The organism is Tenacibaculum sp. 1_MG-2023 (assembly GCF_030547425.1).
Classification (GTDB): Bacteria; Bacteroidota; Bacteroidia; order Flavobacteriales; family Flavobacteriaceae; genus Polaribacter.
Genome location: NZ_JAUORH010000011.1, coordinates 80,421 through 102,930 on the forward strand (window position 1 = coordinate 80,421; position 22,510 = coordinate 102,930).

Here is a 22,510-nt window from a genome sequence, read left to right on the forward strand (position 1 = left end):
TGGACTCTCCTTTTTTAACTTTCTACCGCTACTTTTCGGTAAGCATCTATCTTTTTGTAAAACGATGTTGCTTCTTCTAAATACTTTTTTGCAAAAGATTCCGTAGGTTCATTTTCATTGATTTGATAAATCAACTCGGCGAATGAACTTGGTAATTCTATTTTATTTGTTGCTACAAAAACTTCATCAAAATTGGTGATGATTCCCGCTTGTGTATTGGTTTTTGCTCCTTCTGATGTTAATAATGCTTTAGCTGTGTTTACCATAGCAGCATAGGCATGGTAAATACTATCAGACCATTGTTGACTGTTCAAGGCTTCTGATGCATTTTCTAGCTTTTCTTCACTTTCAAACAGTAAGGTTGCTACTAAGTCTATCACTACTCCTGCACATTCCCCTACTCCTATGGCTTTTACATAGTTTTTATCGTGTCCCCAATCAATAAAATCATCTTCTGTTAAATTGGTGGTATCTGATAATTCTTTTAAAAGGTCATAGAAATACGTTTTTCCCTGTCTATCGTAATAGCTTAAAAAGTCTTCATCTGCTTGTTTATTGCTTTCAAAATCGTTTAACAAGATTCGTAAGGATTCTGGTCCTCTTTTACTTGGAATTTTCACTAACTTATCAGAAAAACGTCCACTTCCATCTCCTAAAACTCCACCTCCAACTAATACTTGTAAAGCAGGAGCTAATAATTTACCTACTTTTACAGACATTCCTTGAAAACCAATGTGTGCCATATTATGTTGTCCACATGCGTTCATACATCCGCTAATTTTAATCGCAATGTCTTTATTATTTACATACTGCGGATATTCGGCTTTTAACACACGTTCTAGTTCAGCTGCAATTCCAGTACTACTAGCAATACCTAAGTTACATGTATCTGTTCCTGGGCATGCTGTAATATCGTTTAAGCTATTATAGCCTACTTCTGCAAAGCCTAATTTTTGTAATTCACTATAGAAAAACGGTAAAAATTCTTCTCTTACATGACGAATCAAAATATTTTGACGTAGTGTAAAGCGTAACTCATTCGCTGCATATTTCTTGATTAAATCTGCTAACAAACGTGCTTTATCGGTATAAAAATCTCCTAAATGCACTTTAATCCCTATCGCATATAGTCTATCTTGCTTTTGCTTGAAGACATTGGTTGCTTTCCAGTTTTTATACGCTTCTTCATTTTCTATCACTACAGATGGAGCTTCGTTGGTTTCAAAAACAATATCTTGTTCAAAATCGGTAGTATCTATCGGATAGGTTTTATACGCCAATGCGTTTCTTTCAGCGGCTACTAACTCTAAGAAAGCATCTACTCCTAAATCTTTTACTAAGAATTTTAAGCGGGCTTTGGCTCTTTTTGCACGTTCTCCGTAACGATCAAATACACGTAAAACACCTTCAATAGTAGGAATTAATAATTCAGTTTCTAAAAATTCATAAATCACATCTGCATGACGTGGTTGTGAACCCAATCCACCTGCTAATAATACTTTAAATCCTTTTACCTCTTTACCGTCAACTGTTTTCGTTTTAGCAATGAATCCTAAGTCGTGAATAAAACTCAATGCGGTATCTTCTTCTGTTGCAGAAAAAGACATTTTGAATTTCCTTCCCATTTCTTGACAGATTGGATTACGCAAGAAAAATTGAAAGGTTGCATGTGCATACGGCGATACATCAAACGGTTCTTTTGGGTCTATTCCTGCCGTTTCTGAAGCTGTAACATTACGTACGGCATTACCACAGGCTTCTCGCAACGTAATATCGTCTTTTTCTAACTGTGCCCATAACTCAGGTGTTCTGTCTAAACTTACGTGGTGAATTTGAATATCTTGACGTGTAGTAATGTGTAAACGACCACGTGAATACTCATCAGAAACATCTGCTATTCTATGTAACTGTTCGCTCGTAACTTTACCGTACGGTAATTTGATACGAATCATTTGTACACCAAACTGACGTTGCCCATATATTCCTCTGGCTAAACGTAAGCTTCTGAAACGTTCTTCATCTATTTTCCCTTCGTTAAACAAGCGTATTTTGCGCTCTAACTCTAGGATATCTTTTTCTACTAAAGGGTTTTCTATTTCTGATCTAAAACTTTGCATCTGTTTTACTCCTTAATTTGCTTGTAAAAGTGTTGATATTAGTTATGTAAGAATTCTTGTTTTGCTAACAATTGTTCTTCGGTTTCTACATGTGCATCATCTGGCACACAACAATCTACTGGACAAACCGCTGCACATTGTGGTTCTTCATGAAATCCTTTACATTCAGTACATTTATCAGGTACTATAAAATAGTATTCATCTGATACTGGTTCATTGTCCTCGTTTGCATTAACAGAAGTTCCATCCAATAAGGTTACATTTCCTTGTAATGAAGTTCCTTCGTTATACTTCCAGTCACTAGCTCCTTCGTAAATGGCTGTATTTGGGCATTCTGGTTCGCAAGCTCCGCAGTTAATGCATTCATCTGTAATGATTATTGCCATAACTTTTATTATTTACTTGATAAAACCAACTCCTGAGGTAGTATTGGTTTTAGGGTTGATGATTATAAATGCTCCGTTTGCTTTATTTTCTTCATACGAATCAACAAACAACGGTTTACTAACCTTTAAACTCACCTCTCCTATTTCATTTAGTAATAATTGAGATGGAGCTTTTTCTTTTCCTGTAAAGTCAGTACGAATTAAAGCTGTTAGTTCGGTTATTTTTGCTTGTACATCGTTTACTCCGTGTTTGATGTAATATTTTTGAGAGGCTTGTAATGGTGTTTTATCCATCCAACAAATTGTAGCTTCTAACTGTTTTACTACAGAGGGTTCTTCTCCTACTTTTACCAACATATCTCCTCTACTTACGTTTACATCATCTTCTAGAGTGATATTAACTGAGCTTCCTCTTTTTGCTCTTGCATATTCTTTATCAAAAAATTGAATACTTTTTATGGTTGATTTTGTTGCAGATGGTAATACCGTTACAGGGTCTCCTACTGCTAAATCTCCTCCATACAATTTCCCTGCATATCCTCTAAAGTCATGGTACTCATCTGTTTTAGGACGGATAACTGTTTGCACAGGAAAACGTGCTTTTGACACTTCTTCTGTATCTTCAGAACCTAAGTTTTCAAGATGATTCAATAATGTTTCTCCTTTATACCATGGGGTGTTTTCTGAAGACCTCACAACATTGTCTCCTTTTAAGGCAGAAAGTGGAATAAATGTGATGTTTTGGTTTTGATACTCACTTTTCTTAGCTAGATATTCTATTTCTCCTTTTATCTGGTTGAATTTTTCTTCTGAAAAGTCAACCAAATCCATTTTGTTAACAGCTACTATCACATCTTTTACTCTCAATAAGTTATTGATAAAGAAGTGACGATAGGTTTGTTCAACCACTCCATTTCTGGCATCTACCAAAATGATAGAAGCTTGTGAGTTTGAAGCTCCTGTTACCATGTTTCTAGTATACTCTATATGACCTGGAGTATCGGCTATGATAAAACTGGTTTTTGGTGTTGAAAAATATATATGAGCTACATCAATAGTGATTCCTTGTTCGCGTTCTGCTACCAACCCATCAGTTGCTAAAGAAAAGTCTAAGTAATCAAACCCACGTTGTTTACTTTTTTCTTCTATTGCCTCTAATTTGTCTTGGGTTAATGATTTTGTGTCGTATAAAATTCGCCCTATTAGCGTACTCTTTCCGTCATCTACACTTCCTGCTGTTGCTATTTTTACTACGTTCATCTTTATGCTGTTGGCTATTCGCTTTTAGCTGTTCGCCTTTTTATTATTATTATTTAGATCTTAATCTTGCTAACAGCCAAAGGCCAATAGCTAAAACCTATATTTTAAAAATATCCTTGTTGTTTACGCTTTTCCATCGCTGCTTCAGAGCGTTTGTCATCAATCCTTGCGCCTCTTTCTGATATGGTTGATTCTCTGATTTCATCTACCACAGTATCAATATCTATTGCGTCTGATAAAACCGCTGCTGTACAACTCATATCTCCTACGGTTCTAAATCGTACCATACGCTCTTGTACTTCTTCTTCTTTTTCTCTAAACACAACTTCATCGTTTGCAGACCAGATTAATCCGTCTCTAATAAAAGTGGCTCTTTTATGAGCGAAATAGATGGATGGAATTTCAATTTGTTCTTGTTGTATGTACGACCATACGTCTAGCTCTGTCCAGTTAGATATAGGAAAAACACGAACATTTTGACCTAAATCTATTCTTCCATTTAGCATATCGAACAATTCTGGACGTTGATTTTTTTCATCCCATTGTCCGAAATCGTCTCGTACTGAAAAAATACGTTCTTTGGCTCTCGCTTTTTCTTCATCTCTACGCGCTCCGCCGATACATGCGTCGAAACCAAATTCTTCTATGGCATCTAATAACGTTTCGGTTTGTAACATGTTTCGGCTTGCGTATTTTCCTTTTTCTTCTTTTACTTTACCTGCATCAATATTGTCTTGTACTTGACGTACTATTAACTCAACATCTAATTCTTTCACCAAACGGTCTCTAAACTCAATCGTTTCTGGAAAATTATGCCCTGTATCGATGTGCAATAATGGAAAAGGAATTTTTGCTGGATAAAATGCTTTTTGAGCAAGTCGCACCAGTGTTATGCTGTCTTTGCCCCCCGAAAACAATAACACCGGTTTTTCAAATTGCGCGACTACTTCTCTTAATATGTATATGGCTTCGCTTTCTAAAGCTCCTACTTGTATAGTTTGTGTATTCATAATCATGTTCTTTAAATATGTAAACCACATTCTCTGTTACTTTCTACTTTTGTGGGATCGAAGTATTTAAACTCATTTGGTATTTGGTGTTCTTCTAAGTAAGCATCTAGTTCTTCATCTGACCAATGGTAAAATGGACTTACTTTTAATACTCCTTCTTTACTTTTTGAAACAATATCAATACTATCTCTAAAAGCTGTTTGTCCTTTTCTTAAGTTGGTAAACCAAACATCTGGTTTGTGTTCATTCATTGCTCTTTTGAAAGGCTCTAACTTTACTTGTTCTGTAAAAACAGCATGTTTTGGATCATTAATTGTTGGTAAACCTAAAGTGATGTTTCTGTGTGCTACTGTTTGTTTAGGTACATACAACTGAATGTTTAATTGTAGTTTTTCAATTAATTCTTCAGCATGTTTATAGGTTTGTGGAGTATTATATCCTGTATCACACCAAATAACATCTATACTTTTTTTTACTGATGCTACTGCGTGTAAAATAACTCCTTCATAGGGACGAAAGTTTGTGGTTACTACTGCTTTGTTTGCTTGTAATAATGCCCAAACAATAATCTCTTTTGGAGATTTGTTTTTTAACTCTGTGTTTACTGCTTCTAAATTCATTGTTTCTATACTCATTTTTTACCCCATTTAATACTGTTCCAAACTCTTTCGTGAAAAAAGTACAATAACATTTTTGTTACTAATTCTACAGCTCCAATTGAAAAGGCTGTTTTTACTTGTCCTGTAATTACCCATGATATTAGTATTGTATCTATGGTTCCAACAACTCTCCAACTTATTGATTTTACAATACTTCTTATTGGTTTTTCAGAACGTTTATCTTCTTTATAATTTGCTCTATTTTCTATTACTTGCTCTACAATCATTTTTAAAATACTATTACCCTATCGGGATACTAGGTTTTAAGTTGACAAATATACAGATGCTTTTTAATTCTCCAAGGAGAAATCAAAAAAATATTTGAATTTTACAATTTGTTAATACTACACTAAATCTGCAAGTGTGTTATTTCGAAGTACTTGTAGCGTATTATCTCTTACTTGAATCATTAATTTGTGTACTGAGCATGCTTCTTCATCTGGGCAGTCATCACATTTTTCATAATAATTCAAACTAACACATGGCACCATAGCAATGGGGCCTTCAAGTGTTCTAATTACATCAGTCATTTTAATTTCGCTCGATGGTTTTAGCAGGTAATAGCCTCCTCCTTTTCCTTTTTTGGCTCCTAAAATTCCTGATTTTCGTAAGGTGAGTAATATGCTTTCTAAAAATTTGTGCGAAATATTTTCCTTTTCTGAAATGGTTGCTATTTGTACCATAGTGCCCTTTTCTTGCCTAGCAATAAAGGTAAGCGCTTTAATTCCGTATTTTGTTTTCTTAGAAAGCATATTACAAATATATGCTTTACTTCTTAATTATTTAATGCTTGATTTAAATCGTTAATTACGTCTTCTACGTTTTCTAATCCTACCGAACATCGTACTAAACCGTCTGTAATTCCTACTTCTAATCGGTCTTCTTCTTTTAATTTACTATGGGTTGTTGATGCTGGGTGTGTTACAATGGTTCTTGTGTCTCCTAGGTTTGCTGATAGGGAGCATAGTTTTATGCTATTCAAAAATTTGCGTCCTGCTTCTATACCTCCTTTCACTTCAAAAGCCACAATGTTTCCTCCTAATCGCATTTGTTTTTTAGCGATTTCATATTGTGGATGTGATGTTAAAAACGGATACTTTACCAAGTTTACTTTTGGGTGTTCTTCTAAAAACTGTGCTACTTTCAAGGCATTTTCACAATGTTTTTCTACCCTGATTGATAAGGTTTCCAAACTTTTAGATAACACCCAAGCATTGAATGGCGACATAGCAGGACCTGTATTTCTTGAAAACAAATAAATTTCTCTTATCAGTTCCTCTTTTCCTACTGTAACTCCTCCTAAGACACGTCCTTGTCCGTCTATGAGTTTTGTTGCTGAGTGAATTACTAAGTCTGCTCCAAATTTTATTGGGTTTTGTAGGTATGGGGTTGCGAAGCAGTTATCTATTACTAATAATATGTTGTGTTTCTTTGCAATGCTTCCTAATAGTTCTAAATCTAAAATATCTACTGCTGGGTTTGTTGGTGTTTCTGCATATAATATTTTGGTATTTGGTTGTATTAGACTTTCTATTTTTTCTGCTTCTGTTATTTTAAAGTAGCTTGTTTTTATATTCCACTTTGGTAAATACTTTGTAAACAAACTGTGTGTTGAACCAAATACTGAACGACATGATACGATATGGTCTCCTGCATTTAACAGGGCTCCAAAGGTTGAAAACACGGCTGCCATACCTGTTGCGAATGCGTAGCCTGCTTCGGCACCTTCCATAGCCACTATTTTATCGACAAATTCTGTGGTATTCGGGTTTGAAAATCGACTGTATAGGTTTCGTTGCTTTTCTTCTGCAAATGAGGCTCTCATATCTTCTGCATCGTCAAATACAAAACTTGAGGTTAGGTATATGGGTGTAGAATGCTCTGAAAATTGTGAGTGTTCTGTTTGTATTCGTATGGCTTGTGTTTCAAAATGTTTACTCATGTTTGTTTTTTAAAGGGTGTAACTTATTTGTTTGTTGTTTCCTTTTTGTTGTTTTTCTATTCCTTACAGCTCTTTGTCTGTTCCTTAATGTTCTTTATCTATTCCTTACAATTGTTTGTCTATTCCTTAACGTTCTTTTTCTACTCCTTATGGTTGTTTATCTATTCCTTAGCGTTCTTTTTCTATTCCTTGCGGGTTTTGTTTTACTCCTTATTGTTAATTGTTTGTTTTTACTAATCGTAAGATGTCTCCGAATACTCCTCTGGCTGTAACTTTTGATCCTGCTCCTGCTCCTTGTATTACTATGGGTTGTTCTCCGTACGATTCTGTATATATTTCAAATATGGCGTCGGAGCCTTTTAGGCTTCCTAAGGGTGAGCTTTCTGGTACTGATACTAGTTTTACGTTTAGTTTTCCTTTTGATTGTTGTAGGTCTCCATGTAAGTCTCCTATATATCGTAGTACGTGTTTTTCTTCTTGTGCTTCTTTTTGTTGTTGAAATGTTGGGTTTAGTTTTTCTAAGTTTGTTAGAAATTCTTTTGAAGGTATTTCTCTAAATTCTTCTGGTATTAGGTTTTCTATTTGAATATCTTCAAACTCGTTTTCTAAATCTAATTCACGTGCTAAGATTAATAGTTTTCTGGCTACGTCGTTTCCGCATAGGTCTTCTCGTGGGTCTGGTTCGGTAAATCCACTGTTAATGGCTTCTTGTAACACGTTTGAAAATGGTACGTCTTCTGCTGAAAACTTATTAAATAAGTAACTTAATGATCCTGAGAATACTCCTCTTATTCTTGTAATGTTTTCTCCTGAATCGTGTAATAGTTTAATTGTATCTATTAATGGTAAGCCTGCTCCTACATTTGTTTCATAGAGATAACTCTTCTTATTTTTATCTAAGGTTTTACGTAACTCTTTGTAAAAATCGTACGAAACTGTATTTGCTATTTTGTTGGAAGAGACTAAGTCAAATCCAGCATCGACTAACGGAATGTAATTTTCTATAAAGTCTAAGCTTGCTGTATTGTCTACAGCAATTAGGTTTTCTAAATGGTGTTCTTTTGCATAATCGATTACAGTATCAACTGTATGCTTATCTTCTACTGCTTTTTCAAGCTCATTCGACCAAGTGGTTCCTATTCCATTTTTTGCTAACAATACTTTTTTAGAGTTTGCTATGGCAAAAATGTTTAGTTGGATTTTTCTTCTTTCTAAAATTGTTTTTGAGTTTTCTAAAATTTGCTCTATTAGTGTTCCTCCTACTAATCCTTTACCAAAAACGGCTATGTTTATTTTTTTTGCTACTCCAAATACTTGACCATGAATTACATTTAGTGCTTTGTGTAGTTGTTCTTTTTTTACTACTAAGCTTACGTTTTTACCTGTTATTGTGTTGTTAAATAACAAGGGAACTATTTGGTTTTTTATTAATGTGTTATATGGGTGATGAAATTCACTTAAGTCTTGCCCAATGATAGAGATTACTGATACTTCTTCTAGTATGGTTATTTGGCTTACATCTTTTGTTTGTAAGTCGTTTTCAAATTCTTGTTCTAGGGCTTTTACTGCTGCTGCTGCGTTGTCTTTATCTATTACTAAGCCAATTCCTCTTTCTGAAGAGCCTTGTGATATTATACTTACACTAATTCCGTTGTTACTTAATGCTTTAAAAATACGAGCGTCTACTCCTACTTTTCCTAATAGTCCTCTTCCTTCAAAGTTTATTAAGGCTACGTTATCTAATACTGATAGTGACTTGATTCCTTTTGATGTTGATTTGGCTGTTATAAGTGTTCCGTTGTCGTTTGGGTTAAAGGTGTTTAGTATTCGAAGGTTTATGTTTTTTTCTAATAGTGGAATTATTGTTTTTGCGTGTAAAATAGTTGCTCCGAAGTTTGCTAATTCGTTGGCTTCTGAGAATGATAATTCTTCTATTTTTTTGGCGTCTGCAACTAAATCTGGGTTTGCGGTAAAAATACCGTCTACGTGTGTATAGTTTTGCAGTTCTTCTGCATCTAAATAGTTTGCTAGTAACGAGGCTGTATAGTTGCTTCCGTTTCTACCTAAGGTGGTTGTTTCGTTTTTTAGGTTTGATGCTATAAACCCTGCTACTACGTTTACTGTTGTTCCGTTGTGTTGTTTAAAGTGGTTTACTACGTTTTCTTTTGATATTGGTATTATTGATTGTCCGTTACCTAAGCTTTCGTCTGTTTTTAATAAGTTTCTGGCGTCTGTAGCGTTTGCGTTAATGCCTTTTTGTTGTAGTAGGTCGGTTACTGTTTTTATAGATAATAACTCGCCTTGTGCTAGTACTTCGTCTTTTATTTTTTGGCTATAGTCTCCTAATAAGCTAACTCCTTCAAATAGTTTTTCTAGTCTATCAAATTCGGTAGTGAAATTTACTAACGGGGTTAATTTTGTTTGTTCGTATTTAAATGTTTCTAATTGTTCTTTAAATGCTTCGTTTTTGGCTGCTTTTTTTAAAATTTCTTCTAATTCATCGGTTGCTTTTCCTCTTGCTGAAACAACTACGGCTATATTTTCTCCTTCATTTATTTTTTGTTCTATGATTGTTACTACGTTTGATATGCCTTCATTGGATAATGATTTGCCGCCAAATTTTAAAATTTTCATTCTTTTATTAGTTAATTTTTGATTGAATATCGGTTCAATAATTTTTTCTAGTTGTTTGTATTCTATTAAGAAAGCGTCGTGTCCATGGTCTGAATTAATTTCATTATAGGTTACATTTGCATGGGCAGATGCTAGTTGTTTATGTGTTTCTCTGTTTTCTTCGGCAGTAAAAAATAAATCGGAATCTACACCAACTATATGGATGTCTGCTCCAATGGTTTCTAACACATTTAGTTCTTCTCTTCCTTTGGTTACATCAATGGTTTTTAATAATTGATTCATTAATTTGTAAGAGGCTAATTGATAGCGTTCTTGCAGTTTTTTTCCATGGTGTAACAGCCAGCTTTCTACATTAAATATTTGTAGCTCTTCGTTTTTGGAGCGTTGAAATCGTTTTTTAAATGATTCTGGGGTTCTGTAACATAGCATTGCGTGCATACGTGCATCGTGTACAGGGTTGCTAGAGTTTGTTAGGAATTGTTCTTGTATTTGACAGTTTGCTATTAACCAATCAGTCGATTTCCAGTCGGTCGCAATAGGTATTAAGTGTTTTGTTATTTTTGGGTTTAATACTGCCATTTCCCATGCTATTCCTCCTCCTAATGAGCCTCCTATTAATGCATATAGTTTTTCAATTTTTAGTTGTTTTAGCCCTTGTAAAAAAATGTTTGCTACATCGCGTGCTATAAAGCTTTTATAATTATCTATTAAAAAGTCGTCGTATCCATTTCCTGGGATATTAAAGCATAGAACTGTATATTTATTCGTATTTATAGTTTTGTTTTTACCAACTAAGTCTTGCCACCATCCATCAATTCCTGTTACATTGCTGTTTCCTGTTAGTGCATGGTTGATGAGCACCACAGGTGCAGTGCCCAATTCTTTTCCGAAGGTTTGGTAGCTTAACGGAATTTTTTTGAATTGTACACCGCTTATTGTGGTATAACTAAGAATGTGTATGTGCTGTAAATCACTTTTCATTATTGATGTCTTTATGTTGGGCTTTACGCTAAATATTTTGTTGGTTCTCGATACTCTTGCTTGGTAAACTCGAACTGACAACAAAAGGGTCTTGCTTTACTTTTTAATGTAATTTTAAGCTACTACTTCTTTAGAGATTTTAGCAAATGCTTCTTGTAAATCGTTTTTTAAATCTTCACTATTTTCTAAACCAACTGATAAACGGATTAAGTCTTTGGTTACTCCTGCATTGTTTTGAGCTTCGTCACTTAATTGTTGGTGTGTTGTGCTTGCTGGGTGTATTATTAATGATTTTGTATCTCCAATATTGGCTAGTAGTGAAAATAGTTTGGTGTTATCTGCAATGGTTTTGGCTGCCTCATAGCCTCCTTTTACACCAAAAGTTACTAATCCGCTTTGTCCTTTTGGTAGGTATTTATCTGCTAAAGTTTTGTACTTGTTGCCTTCCAACCCTGGATAGTTTACCCAAGCTACTTGTTCTTGTTCTTGTAACCATTTTGCAATAGATAACGCATTTTCACTGTGTTTTTGAATTCTTACTTCTAAGGTTTCTAATCCTTGAATGATGTTGAATGCGTTTGTAGGACTCAAGGCTCCTCCAAAATCACGCAATCCTTCTAAAATTAGTTTAAACGTGTACGATGCGGCTCCTAATGCTTCGTTATATACTAGTCCGTGGTATCCTGCTGATGGTTCTGTAAACTCTGGGAACTTGCCATTTGCCCAGTTAAAGGTTCCTGCATCAATAATGGCTCCTCCTAACGAGTTTCCTTGTCCGCCAATGTATTTTGTTAGGGAGTGAATTACGATGTTTGCTCCATGCTCTATTGGGTTTAATAAGGCAGGTGTTGCTACGGTATTATCTACAATAAACGGAACTTCTGCTTTTTTTGCATGTGCTGATATCGCTTGTAAGTCTAACACATCTAATTTTGGATTTCCTAACGATTCTACAAAAAATGCTTTGGTGTTTTCTTGTACAGCTTCTGCAAAGTTATCTGGGTTTGATGCGTCTACAAATGTTGTGGTTATTCCTAATCTTGGTAGGGTAACGTTTAGCAAGTTATATGTTCCTCCATACAAGCTGCTTGAAGCTACAATGTGATCTCCTGCTTTTAGTAAGGTTAATAATCCTGTTGAAATTGCTGCCGTACCTGAAGCAAAAACTACGGCACCAATACCGCCTTCTAAAGCGGCTAAGCGTTCTTGTAAAATTTGATTGGTTGGGTTGTTTAGTCGCGTGTAAATGAATCCTAGTTCTTTTAAAGAAAATAGGTTTGCTGCGTGTTCTGAATTGTTAAAAACATACGATGTTGTTTGATAAATAGGAACTGCTCTTGTTCCTCCATTTTGTGTTACATCGTGACCTGCGTGCAACGCATTTGTTGCGAATTTTTGTGTACTCATTTTTCTTGTTTTTTGAGTTAATACTTGATTCTCGTTTCCGCGAGAATGACATTTTCAAAGGAAACCCAATACTGCGCATTGTGAATCGTTTTGAGATTAAACCAAAAGCCAAAACACATCTTTGTTAGATGTTGCTTACTAGAAAAATGTTATTAAGAAATTATAAGAAAGTTCTTGTAGAAAGAAGAAATTTCTTTGGGTTATCTATCCGTGAGTTTTTATGCTCTGGTAGAATTTAGCACCTTCTTTGTTTGCACAAAGGGTTGCTAAGGTTTCATAGGGTCTAATCCCTCCACCTTTCTTGATAACATCGTCAATAAGTGTTTGAACTTTTACGAGTACAAATATTCAATTATAAAAATGGATTTTCCAAATTTATTTTGATTTTTATTTAAAAAAGAGTTTTGAATTATTTTCAATGAAACAAAACAGAAACCTAATTATCAGCAACTAAGCACAATTAACTCAAACAAAAGGTTTAACATGTTTTTTATCTTAAGAACTACAAGACAACATAGAACAACCTACTTTATTTCGTGCCCATTCAGGACGTTTTTCGAACCATTTTTCGTATTCTGGCTGCTCATCGTAAGGATTTTTGAGCAGTAAATATAACTCATTTAACAATACAAAATCATTTTTATTTGCATCATCAATGGCTAATTGCGCCATATAATTTCTGAGTACATATTTCGGATTTACAGCATTCATTTTTGTTTTTCTGTCCTCATCTGAAACAGTTTCATTTTGTAATCTATCTATATAATTTTGGAACCAATTTTCCCAAGATTTTTTTATTTCGTCTACAACTTCTGAAGGCGTATAAAATGCCTTTTCTATTTTTTTTATTGCCTCCTCTTTGGTGTCATTTTTTGAAATGTTTGACAACAATCGGAAAAAAATAGTCATGTCTGTTTCTGTTTTTTGAAGTACTTCTTCAAGATTTGAAACCAATGTTCCATCTAATTCTTTTGAAGAAAAAAGTCCTAATTTTTCTCGAATCATGTGCATGTACTTTTTAGGAAATTTTTCTTGGTAATTTTCTAAAACAGCTTCTAAAGGTTCAGCTTCTTCAATTAAAGGATATAGAGCATTTGCTAACTGATATAAATTCCATAAAACTACCTCTGGTTGCGCACCATATCGATAACGTTTATGGGTATTATCGGTTGTATTTGGCGTCCATCCGTGGTCATAGCCTTCTAACCATCCGTAAGGGCCATAATCAATCGTTAAACCTAGAATTGACATATTATCTGTATTCATAACCCCATGTACAAATCCAACACGCTGCCAATGAATAACCATATCTAAACTACGCTCTGCCACCTCTTTAAAAAAGGAAATATATGTTTCTTTTGAAAGTTCACCTAAATGAGGAAAATGATGGTTTATAGTATAATCTACCAATCTTTTTAGTGTTTTTACATCTCCTCTGGCAGGAAATATTTGGTAGTTTCCAAAACGTAAAAAAGAGGCTGCTGTTCTACATACGATTGCTCCTTTTTCATACGCAGCGTTTCCGTCATATAGTACATCTCTTAGTACTTGATCTCCTGACAGTGCCAATGATAATGCTCTTGTTGTAGGTACACCTAAATGATACATAGCTTCACTACACAAATACTCACGAATAGAGGAACGTAACACTGCTAATCCGTCTGCATTTCTCGAATATGGTGTCTCTCCTGCTCCTTTTAACTGCAATGCCCATTTTTTGTTATCATGAACTACTTCAAACAAATTAATCGCTCTACCGTCTCCTAATTGTCCTGCCCAATGTCCAAATTGATGTCCGCCGTAGCACATGGCATACGGTTGTGTATTTTTATATACATCATTCCCTGTAAAAATGTTCTTGAATTCATCTGAAGCTATTGCTGTTTCTGAAAGCCCTAATTCTTTAGCCATTTCATCCGAAATATGAATTATTTTTGGATTGGACGTTTTTTTAGGTGTTACATACGAAAAACAAGCTTCTGTAACCTGTCTTCGTGTATTTTCTTGAATTGGGTCAGCTGGTAATTCTTCGGTAAAGGTGTTTTGTATATTGAATTTCAACACTTTTTATTGTTCTTTTAATTTGTTTGCGTATAGTTTTTTCAATTTTGCCAATTTAGGCGAAATAACTACTACACAGTACATTTGATCTTTGTTTTTTTCATAAAAGTCTTGATGACTCTCATCTGCTTTATGAAATGTGGATGCTGCACTTATTTCTGTTACAATTTCATCTTCATAATAAGGTGTCAACTTTTCTACTACTTTTTCAGCAATTTGTTGTTGTTCTTCATTGTGATAAAAAATCACTGAACGGTATTGTGTTCCTACATCAGCTCCTTGCCTATTTAAAGTTGTTGGGTCATGACTTGTCATAAACATTACCAACAACTCTTCATAACTTATAATTTCAGGATTAAACGTTGCTTGCACTATTTCTGCGTGTCCTGTTAAACCTGAACAAATTTCTCTATAAGTTGGTGTTCCTGGTACGGTTCCTCCCATATAACCAGATACCACTTCTTCTACTCCTTTTATTTGATTTAAAACAGCTTCTACACACCAAAAGCAACCGCCACCAACGGTTATTACTTCTAATTTATTATTTGTCATTTCTCTCCTTTCTTTATTCTGTATCTAAAATCATTGAAGCCGAGTTAATGCAATAACGCAATCCGCTAGGTTCTGGTCCGTCAGGAAAAACATGTCCTAAATGAGCATCACAAGTATTACACATTACTTCCACGCGTACCATACCAAAGGTAGTATCTTTCTCATACTGAATAGAGTTTTCTTTTATAGGTTGTGTAAAACTAGGCCAACCAGTACCTGAACTAAATTTAATCGTTGAATCGAACAAAGGTGTGCCACAGCATACACATTTATATTTTCCAGCATCATACACACTACACAATTCTCCTGAATTTGGTCTTTCTGTTCCTTTTTGTCTAGTTACTCTAAACTGTTCTGGGGTTAAAAATTCTTGCCATTCTGCTGCTGTTTTTTCCACTCTTTTATCAGGTGTTGGATTACCATTAACAGCAAAATTAATTACATCTTTCCAAGTTAAAATTTTGTCGTTCATCCTGCTCTTTCGTTTTATTTAACTTATTAGTAGTTTCTTTTCTTTGTTACTTACAAAGCTACGATTCATTATTAACTATACTCATTTTAATTTCTATTATCTATAAAAGATATTTTCATCTTTTTTAGTTCTACCTGATTTTTATCATGTTTTATCCTAGCATTTATCTAGAAATTTGGACTAATGTTAATTAAAAAATTATGAAAACCTCAAAAATTATAATAGCATTCATCTTTTTTGCTACCACTACAGCTTTTGCTCAATTAACAATTGATGCAGAACTACGTCCGCGTGCTGAATATAGGCATGGATTTAAAACTTTATTTCCTGATAATGCCAATCCTGCTCTTTTTGTTTCTCAAAGAACTCGATTGAACACTACCTATAAAACTGAAAAATTAAATTTTTATGTTAGTTTTCAAGATGTTAGAGTTTGGGGAGATGTTCCTCAATTAAATACTGCTGATAATAGTGGTTTGAGTGTACACCAAGCTTGGGGAGAAATACTTTTAGACACAAACTTTTCTGTAAAACTAGGACGACAAGAGGTTATTTATGACGATAGTAGAATTTTTGGTAACGTTGGTTGGGCTCAACAAGCTCGTAGTCACGATATGGCAATGCTGAAGTATAAAAAAGATAGTTTTAAGTTTGATGTTGGTTTGGCATTTAATCAATCAAAAGAAAACCTAACAGGAACAAATTTAACTACACCAAATACGTATAAAGCTATGCAATATGCGTGGTTACATAAAGATTGGAGTGACTTTTCTGGTAGTTTCTTGTTCTTAAACAACGGTATGCAATCTCCTAACGGACTTAAGTATAGTCAAACCATAGGAACACATTTAACTGCAAAGAAAGATAAATTTACTATTGCTGCTAACTTATATTATCAATTTGGTAATGATGTTTTAAATAGAGATTTAAATGCTTATTTACTTGGTTTAGAGGCCATACTTAAAGCTTCAGAAAAAGCAAAGATTGGTTTAGGAGTTGAATTACAAAGTGGTAATGATTACAATACTTCTGCTGATGAAAACAATGCTTTTACTCCTTTTTATGGAACCAATCATAAGTTTAATGGTTTTATGGATTATTTCTACGTAGGAAATCATATAAACAGTGTTGGTTTGTTAAACCTCTATGCAAAAGCTAATTTTAAATTAAACTCGAAATCTGGTTTAACAGCTTTTGTTCATAATTTTTCTGCTGCTGCAGATATTAACAACTCAGTTTCTAACCAACTAGGTACTGAAGTAGATATTGTATATGGATATAAGTTTACGAAAGATATTGGTTTTAAAGCTGGATATTCTCACTTATTTCCTTCTGAAGGAATGGAGGTCTTAAAAGGAAATTCAGATAGTAACACAAATAATTGGGCTTGGGTTATGGTAACTATTAAACCGACTCTATTCACATCTAAAAACTAGAAATTATGGTAGTATCAAGTAACAAAACAGTAGCTGACTATGTGACTGAAAATATAAAAAAAGCACATATTTTTAAGAAATACGGAATTGATTTTTGCTGTGGTGGAGGTATATCTGTTGAAAAAGCTTGCGCAAAAAACAATGTAGATCAAGCAACTCTTGAAAAAGAATTAGCTGAAGTTGATGTAATAAAAGATGTTATTGAGGATTATGATAAATGGGAGTTAGATTTTTTAATGATTTACATTGAAAATATACATCATACCTACGTAAGAGAAAGCCTACCTATCATTTCTCAATATGTTAACAAAGTAGCTAAAGTTCACGGCCATCATTATATTGAAGTAGTAGAAATAAATCAATTATTTCATGAAGTAGCCAATGAGCTACTATCACATATACAAAAAGAAGAACAAGTATTATTTCCTTTCATAAAACAATTAGTACAAGCTGAAAAAGAAGGCACAAAAAATACAACACCTCCTTTCGGAACTGTAAATAACCCTATACAAATGATGGAGCATGAACATGAGAGTGCAGGTAATGTTTTTAAAAAAATAGCTAGACTGTCTAATAATTATACACATCCTGAGGGAGCTTGTAATACATTTAGAGCTTTGTATGCTAAACTAGATGAGTTTGAACAAGATTTACATAAGCACATACATCTTGAAAACAATATTTTACACCCTAAAGCAATTCTTCTAGAAAAGAAAATATCTTAACCAATAAAAAGGAGTAGCTAATTAACTACTCCTTTTTTATTTCGTTTATAACTTAGTAAATCTATTAAAAGCTTCTCGTTCTAATTCTTCTCTAAAATTAGGATGAGCTATAGAAATTAATGCTTTTGCTCGTTCTTTTAAACTCTTTCCAAATAAATTCACTACACCATATTCTGTTGCTACATAATGTACATGGGCTCTTGTAGTTGTAACTCCTGCTCCTTCTTTTAAAAACGGAGTAATTTTAGAAACTCCTTTCGCTGTTATTGAAGGCATCGCGATAATTGCTTTTCCTCCTTTTGACAAGGATGCTCCTCTAATAAAATCCATCTGTCCTCCTACTCCTGAGTATTGATATTTCCCTATAGTATCAGCACAAACTTGTCCTGTTAAATCAATTTCAATAGCACTATTAATCGCAGTTACTTTTGGGTTCAATTTAATAATAGAAGTATCGTTTGTATACCCTGCTTCTTTAAAATGCACCAACGGATTATCATCTATAAAATCATACAATTTTTGAGAACCTACAGCAAAGCAAGTAACTATTTTTCCTGTTTTTATTTCTTTCTCTTCCCCTGTAATTACTCCTTTTTCTATTAGGGGCAATACACCATCTGAAAACATCTCTGTATGAATTCCTAAACGTTGATGGTTGGTTAAATTATGTAATACAGCATTGGGTATGTTTCCAATTCCCATTTGTAAAGTAGCTCCATCATCAATTAATCCTGCAACATTTTTTCCTATCTTAATTTCTATTTCTGAAGGTGTTCCTGTAATAGATTCATGAATTGGTGAGTTTACTTTCACTGCATAATCAATATTACTTATATGAATTATACCATCTCCATGAGTTCTTGGAACATTAGGATTTACTTGAGCTATTACAGTTTTAGCGGTTTGTATAGCTGGTAGTGTAATATCTACTGATGTTCCTAAAGAACAATACCCGTGTTTATCAGGTGGAGAAACTTGGATAAACGCAACATCTAATGGATAAATATTACGACGAAATAACCAATGTATTTCACTTAAAAAAATAGGAATATAGTCTCCATTATTCATATTCACCCCTTTCCTTACATTATCACCCACAAAGCAACTTATCAACCTGAATGATTTACTATAAGGTTCTTCTAAATACTTCGCTTTACCATGTGTATGAATTTGAATAATTTCTACATTGGTTACCTCTTGGTAGCGTTCACACAAAGTATCTATGAGTAAATTAGGAGTCATTGCTGCTCCTTGAAAAAATATTTTATTATTTGATTTTACAATAGCCACAGCTTCTTCGGCAGTAACAATCTTTAAATTTTCTGACATTTTATTCAAAATTTTATAGGTACAAATATCATAAGAAAGTACAATTTAATTAATGATAAAAGTCATGCTAACTAAACTAATTTACAAACCTATTTCGCACTATTATCAATATTAAAATACCCTCCTTTATTTTCTTTTCTTTCTAATGATTGGTTAATAATTAAATATGCTATAGTAACCATATTTCTTAACTCACAAAGAGCAGTGGTGATTTTAGATGTTTTATACAGTTTCTCTACCTTATTGTAAATGATATCAAGCTTTTTTTTCGCTATTTTTAATCGCGTATTACTTCGTACAATTCCTACATAATCTCTCATTAAAATTTGTAGTTCTTTTAAAGAATTTTCAATTACTGTTATTTCTTCATTTAAAAGAATGCCTTCATCATTCCATTTAGGTATCTCAATAGGTAAGTGAATCGAATTATTTTCTGATAAAAACTTAAAAATATTATGAGCATACACCAAAGCTTCTAACAAAGAATTAGAAGCTAATCTGTTAGCTCCATGCAATCCCGTTCTTGAAGCCTCTCCACAACAAAATAAATTTTGAATAGTTGTTTTTCCATATTTATTAACCACAATACCCCCGCATAAATAATGAGAAGCAGGTACTACTGGAATCCAGTCTTTAGTAACATCAATACCTAAGCTTTTACATTTTTGATAAATAGTTGGAAAATGTTTTTGAAACGCTACAATATCTAAATGCGTACAATCTAAAAACACACAAGAGTCTCCTGATTTCTTTAGTTCTTTGTCTATAGATTGAGAAACGATATCTCTTGACGCCAATTCTGCTCTAGTATCATAGTATAGCATAAATCGATGTCCCTTTTTATCTCTTAAATAGGCTCCAAAACCTCTAACTGCTTCGGATATTAAAAAAGATGAACCTCCTTCTTTATTATACAATACAGTTGGATGAAATTGAACAAACTCCATATCTTTTATTAGTGCTTTGGCTCTGTATGCCATTGCTATACCGTCTCCAGTGGCAATTATAGGGTTTGTGGTATGTCCGTATACTTTTCCTATTCCTCCAGAAGCAAGAATCGTATTATTCGCTCTAACCGTAAAAATTGTTCCTGTTTTCTCATCTAATACATAAGCACCATAACATCTTGTTTCCTTCTTTTCAATTGACGTTACCTGGTGTTCGGTAATCAAGTCGATAGAAAAATGATGCGGCAAGAGTTTTGTATTTTTTAATTGATGAATGCGTTGTAACAAAGCTCTTTCAATTTCATATCCTGTAATATCTTTATGGTGTACCACACGATATTCTGAATGACCTCCTTCTTTGCCCAAATCGAATTTCCCTGCTGTATTTGTGTCAAAATTAGCTCCCCAAGTAATCAGTTCATTAAACCGTTTCGGTCCCTCATTAACAACCATTTCAACAACGGCTTCATCACACAAACCATCACCAGCTATTAATGTATCCCGAATATGTTTTTGAAAAGAATCTTCTTCTTTATTTAAGACAACTGCAACACCTCCTTGTGCATACTTGGTGTTTGATTCATCTTCATCTCCCTTAGTTATGATGGTTACTGTTTTATTAGAAAACCTTTCAGCTATCTTTACGGTAAAGGTCAATCCCGCAACTCCAGATCCTATTACTAAATAATCGGTTGTTATCATTTATTTTGAAAGTTCTAACATACGTTGAATTGGTACTAATGCCTTTTCTCTAATATTTTTTGGTACCTCAATTTTGGGGCTTTCATTTAACAAACAATCGTATAACTTTTGCATAGTATTTACTTTCATATAGGCGCATTCACTACACGCACAAGTATTGTCTTCTTTAGCTGGAGCAGGAATTAATTCTGTGTTTGGAACTTCTTGTTGCATTTTATGTAAAATTCCTGCTTCTGTTGCTACGATAAACTTTTGATCGAAATGTTCTTTTACATACTTTATCATTCCCGCAGTAGAACCAATATACGTTGCTGTTTTTAAAATATGTTCTTCAGATTCAGGGTGTGCGATTATTTTATAATCAGGATATTTTTTATGTAACTCTATCAGTTTATCTATAGAAAAAGCTTCGTGTACTATACAACTACCATCCCATAATAACATATCTCTACCCGTTTGTTTTATAATATATTTTCCTAAATTTCTATCAGGAGCAAAAATAATTGGAGTTTCTTTAGGTATAGATGCTACTATTTTTAATGCATTTGAAGAAGTACATACAATATCTGTCAATGCTTTAACTTCTGCACTACAATTTACATAAGTTACTACTTTATGATTAGGGTGCTCTTTTATAAATTTTTCAAACTCTCTAGGTGGACATGATTCTGCCAAAGAACAACCAGCATTTAAATCAGGTAGAACAACAGTTTTTGTTGGATTCAAAATCTTAGCTGTTTCTGCCATAAAGTGTACTCCTGCAAATACAATTAAGTCTGCATCTGTTTCAGCTGCTTTTTGTGACAACCCTAAACTATCACCTACATAATCTGCTACATCTTGTATTGCTGTTTCTTGATAATAATGAGCAAGTATAACTGCATTTTTTTCCGACTTTAAACGCGTAATCTTATCTTTTAATGTCATATGTATTAATAATTCTTGGTGCGAAAGTAGTTGAACAGTAAAATTTAAAACATGATATTAATCATACTACTTTACATCCTCTAGGTCTCTTATTCTGTCTTAAAATCAGTCCTGTGAATATTTTTCAAGTTGTTTGTCTAAATACTTCCAACAGTTGGTATTAATACTCTCATACATTTCTATAAGTTCCAAACCATGTTTAGTTAATGTAGTTCCACCTCCTCCTAATCCACCCGATACTTTAACTACAACTGGTTTTTCTGCTTTCTTATTAACAGAGTCAATTAAATTCCAAGCTTTTTTATACGACATACCCAGTTCTTTTGCCGTTTTTGATAGTGATTTAGTTTCTTTGATAGACTTCAATAGTCGAACTCTTCCTTCACCTAGAAAAGTAACATTATCTACTTCTACCCATATTCTACTTTTAATTTTATATGTCATAAGTTATAATTGAACTAAAGTTCAAAATTAAAAACTCACCTTTTTTTTATTTATGAGGCTAATCATAAACAACAAATTATTTAAACTAATTATAAATTACTCTTGTTTAAAATTAAAAAAAGAAAACAGGAAGTCTTTAATCACCTTATTTTTAGAACTATTCGTTGTTTCTAAAAAAACATAACGAACTGATAAACTATAAGTTATGACAAATATCATTTTTTTCGTAACCACATATTTCTTAATTTGTTAAAGAAATTAACAACTATTTTATGCCTATAAAAAGTTATTTAGCACATCCTCATGATGGCAAAAAAGATGAGCTTATCAAAGCTTTATCAACCTTAAATGAATGTGAAGTAATTCCTGCTGAGAATAAAGATGTTTTGGTAGTAGTTACTGAAACAAAAACCAAAATAGAAGAAGAAAATTTAAAACAAAAATTAGAAACCATTAGTAGTTTAAAACTATTAGCTATGGTTTCAGGATTTAATACACCCTTAAAGAATTAGCCCATGT

Annotated in this window: 20 protein-coding genes and 1 riboswitch; of the genes, 3 read left to right on the forward strand and 17 right to left on the reverse strand. The window is 33.5% G+C overall.

Going from position 1 to position 22,510, the window contains the following annotated elements; translation table 11 throughout:
- Positions 1-14: 14 nt before the first annotated feature.
- The 13 genes from Q4517_RS09320 to msrB all read right to left on the reverse strand — a co-directional run bounded on the left by Q4517_RS09320 (position 15) and on the right by msrB (position 15,469).
- On the reverse strand, positions 15-2,117 hold the full coding sequence (locus tag Q4517_RS09320; protein WP_303508406.1) for a HEPN domain-containing protein: 2,103 nt from the start codon (positions 2,115-2,117) through the stop codon (positions 15-17).
- A 38-nt stretch (positions 2,118-2,155) separates the two neighbouring features.
- On the reverse strand, positions 2,156-2,503 hold the full coding sequence (locus Q4517_RS09325) for a 4Fe-4S dicluster domain-containing protein (protein ID WP_115902313.1): 348 nt from the start codon (positions 2,501-2,503) through the stop codon (positions 2,156-2,158).
- Positions 2,504-2,515: 12 nt separating this feature from the next.
- Entirely contained in the window at positions 2,516-3,763 is a 1,248-nt protein-coding gene (locus Q4517_RS09330) for a sulfate adenylyltransferase subunit 1 (RefSeq protein ID WP_303508411.1), read from the reverse strand.
- Positions 3,764-3,867: 104 nt separating this feature from the next.
- Complete coding sequence (cysD, locus tag Q4517_RS09335; RefSeq protein ID WP_303508412.1) at positions 3,868-4,773, reverse strand: sulfate adenylyltransferase subunit CysD; 906 nt, start codon at positions 4,771-4,773, stop codon at positions 3,868-3,870.
- Between the two features lie 11 nt (positions 4,774-4,784).
- Positions 4,785-5,393: a phosphoadenosine phosphosulfate reductase family protein gene (locus Q4517_RS09340; RefSeq protein WP_408034053.1), complete on the reverse strand. Its 609-nt coding sequence runs from the start codon at positions 5,391-5,393 to the stop codon at positions 4,785-4,787.
- 11 nt (positions 5,394-5,404) lie between these two features.
- The gene (locus Q4517_RS09345) at positions 5,405-5,659 is read right to left on the reverse strand and encodes a DUF2061 domain-containing protein (RefSeq protein ID WP_115902311.1); all 255 of its coding nucleotides are present in this window, start codon (positions 5,657-5,659) and stop codon (positions 5,405-5,407) included.
- 117 nt (positions 5,660-5,776) lie between these two features.
- Positions 5,777-6,184, reverse strand: coding sequence for an Rrf2 family transcriptional regulator (locus Q4517_RS09350; RefSeq protein WP_303508415.1), 408 nt, complete (start codon positions 6,182-6,184; stop codon positions 5,777-5,779).
- A 23-nt stretch (positions 6,185-6,207) separates the two neighbouring features.
- A complete protein-coding gene (locus Q4517_RS09355) occupies positions 6,208-7,374 on the reverse strand; it encodes an O-succinylhomoserine sulfhydrylase (protein WP_303508418.1) in 1,167 nt (388 codons plus the stop codon).
- Positions 7,375-7,590: 216 nt separating this feature from the next.
- Complete coding sequence (gene thrA / locus Q4517_RS09360) at positions 7,591-10,989, reverse strand: bifunctional aspartate kinase/homoserine dehydrogenase I (RefSeq protein ID WP_303508421.1); 3,399 nt, start codon at positions 10,987-10,989, stop codon at positions 7,591-7,593.
- A gap of 114 nt (positions 10,990-11,103) precedes the next feature.
- Positions 11,104-12,396: an O-acetylhomoserine aminocarboxypropyltransferase/cysteine synthase family protein gene (locus tag Q4517_RS09365; protein ID WP_303508423.1), complete on the reverse strand. Its 1,293-nt coding sequence runs from the start codon at positions 12,394-12,396 to the stop codon at positions 11,104-11,106.
- Between the two features lie 197 nt (positions 12,397-12,593).
- Positions 12,594-12,707: riboswitch (SAM riboswitch) on the reverse strand.
- Between the two features lie 184 nt (positions 12,708-12,891).
- On the reverse strand, positions 12,892-14,457 hold the full coding sequence (locus Q4517_RS09370) for a YdiU family protein (RefSeq protein WP_303508425.1): 1,566 nt from the start codon (positions 14,455-14,457) through the stop codon (positions 12,892-12,894).
- A gap of 6 nt (positions 14,458-14,463) precedes the next feature.
- Positions 14,464-15,009 carry a peptide-methionine (S)-S-oxide reductase MsrA gene (gene msrA, locus Q4517_RS09375; protein WP_303508426.1) on the reverse strand — a complete coding sequence of 182 codons (546 nt, stop codon included), beginning with the start codon at positions 15,007-15,009 and terminating at the stop codon, positions 14,464-14,466.
- A 13-nt stretch (positions 15,010-15,022) separates the two neighbouring features.
- Positions 15,023-15,469, reverse strand: coding sequence for a peptide-methionine (R)-S-oxide reductase MsrB (msrB, locus tag Q4517_RS09380; protein ID WP_303508456.1), 447 nt, complete (start codon positions 15,467-15,469; stop codon positions 15,023-15,025).
- Positions 15,470-15,681: 212 nt separating this feature from the next.
- Here msrB and Q4517_RS09385 point away from each other — a divergent pair, with 212 nt between their 5' ends.
- Positions 15,682-16,917 carry an alginate export family protein gene (locus tag Q4517_RS09385; RefSeq protein WP_303508427.1) on the forward strand — a complete coding sequence of 412 codons (1,236 nt, stop codon included), beginning with the start codon at positions 15,682-15,684 and terminating at the stop codon, positions 16,915-16,917.
- Between the two features lie 5 nt (positions 16,918-16,922).
- Entirely contained in the window at positions 16,923-17,642 is a 720-nt protein-coding gene (gene ric / locus Q4517_RS09390) for an iron-sulfur cluster repair di-iron protein (protein ID WP_303508428.1), read from the forward strand.
- Positions 17,643-17,687: 45 nt separating this feature from the next.
- Here the strand turns inward: ric and Q4517_RS09395 are convergent, their stop codons facing one another.
- From Q4517_RS09395 to Q4517_RS09410, 4 genes are all read right to left on the reverse strand, one after another.
- Complete coding sequence (locus Q4517_RS09395) at positions 17,688-18,971, reverse strand: acetyl-CoA hydrolase/transferase family protein (RefSeq protein ID WP_303508429.1); 1,284 nt, start codon at positions 18,969-18,971, stop codon at positions 17,688-17,690.
- An 89-nt stretch (positions 18,972-19,060) separates the two neighbouring features.
- Positions 19,061-20,620, reverse strand: a complete 1,560-nt coding sequence (nadB, locus tag Q4517_RS09400; protein ID WP_303508431.1) for an L-aspartate oxidase — start codon at positions 20,618-20,620, stop codon at positions 19,061-19,063.
- Complete coding sequence (gene nadA, locus Q4517_RS09405) at positions 20,621-21,547, reverse strand: quinolinate synthase NadA (RefSeq protein ID WP_303508432.1); 927 nt, start codon at positions 21,545-21,547, stop codon at positions 20,621-20,623.
- Positions 21,548-21,652: 105 nt separating this feature from the next.
- Positions 21,653-21,991, reverse strand: coding sequence for a winged helix-turn-helix domain-containing protein (locus Q4517_RS09410; RefSeq protein ID WP_303508436.1), 339 nt, complete (start codon positions 21,989-21,991; stop codon positions 21,653-21,655).
- 272 nt (positions 21,992-22,263) lie between these two features.
- Between Q4517_RS09410 and Q4517_RS09415 the strand changes: the two genes are divergently transcribed.
- On the forward strand, positions 22,264-22,503 hold the full coding sequence (locus tag Q4517_RS09415; protein WP_303508438.1) for a hypothetical protein: 240 nt from the start codon (positions 22,264-22,266) through the stop codon (positions 22,501-22,503).
- Positions 22,504-22,510: the final 7 nt, after the last annotated feature.

Coding starts and splice junctions, on each gene's coding strand:
- msrA (WP_303508426.1), bottom strand. CDS start 15,009: ATGACAAATAATAAATTAGAAGTAATAACCGTTGGTGGCGGTTGCTTT.
- Q4517_RS09415 (WP_303508438.1), top strand. CDS start 22,264: ATGCCTATAAAAAGTTATTTAGCACATCCTCATGATGGCAAAAAAGAT.
- Q4517_RS09330 (WP_303508411.1), bottom strand. CDS start 3,763: ATGAACGTAGTAAAAATAGCAACAGCAGGAAGTGTAGATGACGGAAAG.
- Q4517_RS09340 (WP_408034053.1), bottom strand. CDS start 5,393: ATGAATTTAGAAGCAGTAAACACAGAGTTAAAAAACAAATCTCCAAAA.
- Q4517_RS09365 (WP_303508423.1), bottom strand. CDS start 12,396: ATGAGTACACAAAAATTCGCAACAAATGCGTTGCACGCAGGTCACGAT.
- ric (WP_303508428.1), top strand. CDS start 16,923: ATGGTAGTATCAAGTAACAAAACAGTAGCTGACTATGTGACTGAAAAT.
- Q4517_RS09395 (WP_303508429.1), bottom strand. CDS start 18,971: ATGTCAGAAAATTTAAAGATTGTTACTGCCGAAGAAGCTGTGGCTATT.
- cysD (WP_303508412.1), bottom strand. CDS start 4,773: ATGAATACACAAACTATACAAGTAGGAGCTTTAGAAAGCGAAGCCATA.
- Q4517_RS09345 (WP_115902311.1), bottom strand. CDS start 5,659: ATGATTGTAGAGCAAGTAATAGAAAATAGAGCAAATTATAAAGAAGAT.
- Q4517_RS09320 (WP_303508406.1), bottom strand. CDS start 2,117: ATGCAAAGTTTTAGATCAGAAATAGAAAACCCTTTAGTAGAAAAAGAT.
- nadB (WP_303508431.1), bottom strand. CDS start 20,620: ATGATAACAACCGATTATTTAGTAATAGGATCTGGAGTTGCGGGATTG.
- nadA (WP_303508432.1), bottom strand. CDS start 21,547: ATGACATTAAAAGATAAGATTACGCGTTTAAAGTCGGAAAAAAATGCA.
- Q4517_RS09410 (WP_303508436.1), bottom strand. CDS start 21,991: ATGACATATAAAATTAAAAGTAGAATATGGGTAGAAGTAGATAATGTT.
- Q4517_RS09355 (WP_303508418.1), bottom strand. CDS start 7,374: ATGAGTAAACATTTTGAAACACAAGCCATACGAATACAAACAGAACAC.
- Q4517_RS09385 (WP_303508427.1), top strand. CDS start 15,682: ATGAAAACCTCAAAAATTATAATAGCATTCATCTTTTTTGCTACCACT.
- Q4517_RS09350 (WP_303508415.1), bottom strand. CDS start 6,184: ATGCTTTCTAAGAAAACAAAATACGGAATTAAAGCGCTTACCTTTATT.
- Q4517_RS09325 (WP_115902313.1), bottom strand. CDS start 2,503: ATGGCAATAATCATTACAGATGAATGCATTAACTGCGGAGCTTGCGAA.
- thrA (WP_303508421.1), bottom strand. CDS start 10,989: ATGAAAAGTGATTTACAGCACATACACATTCTTAGTTATACCACAATA.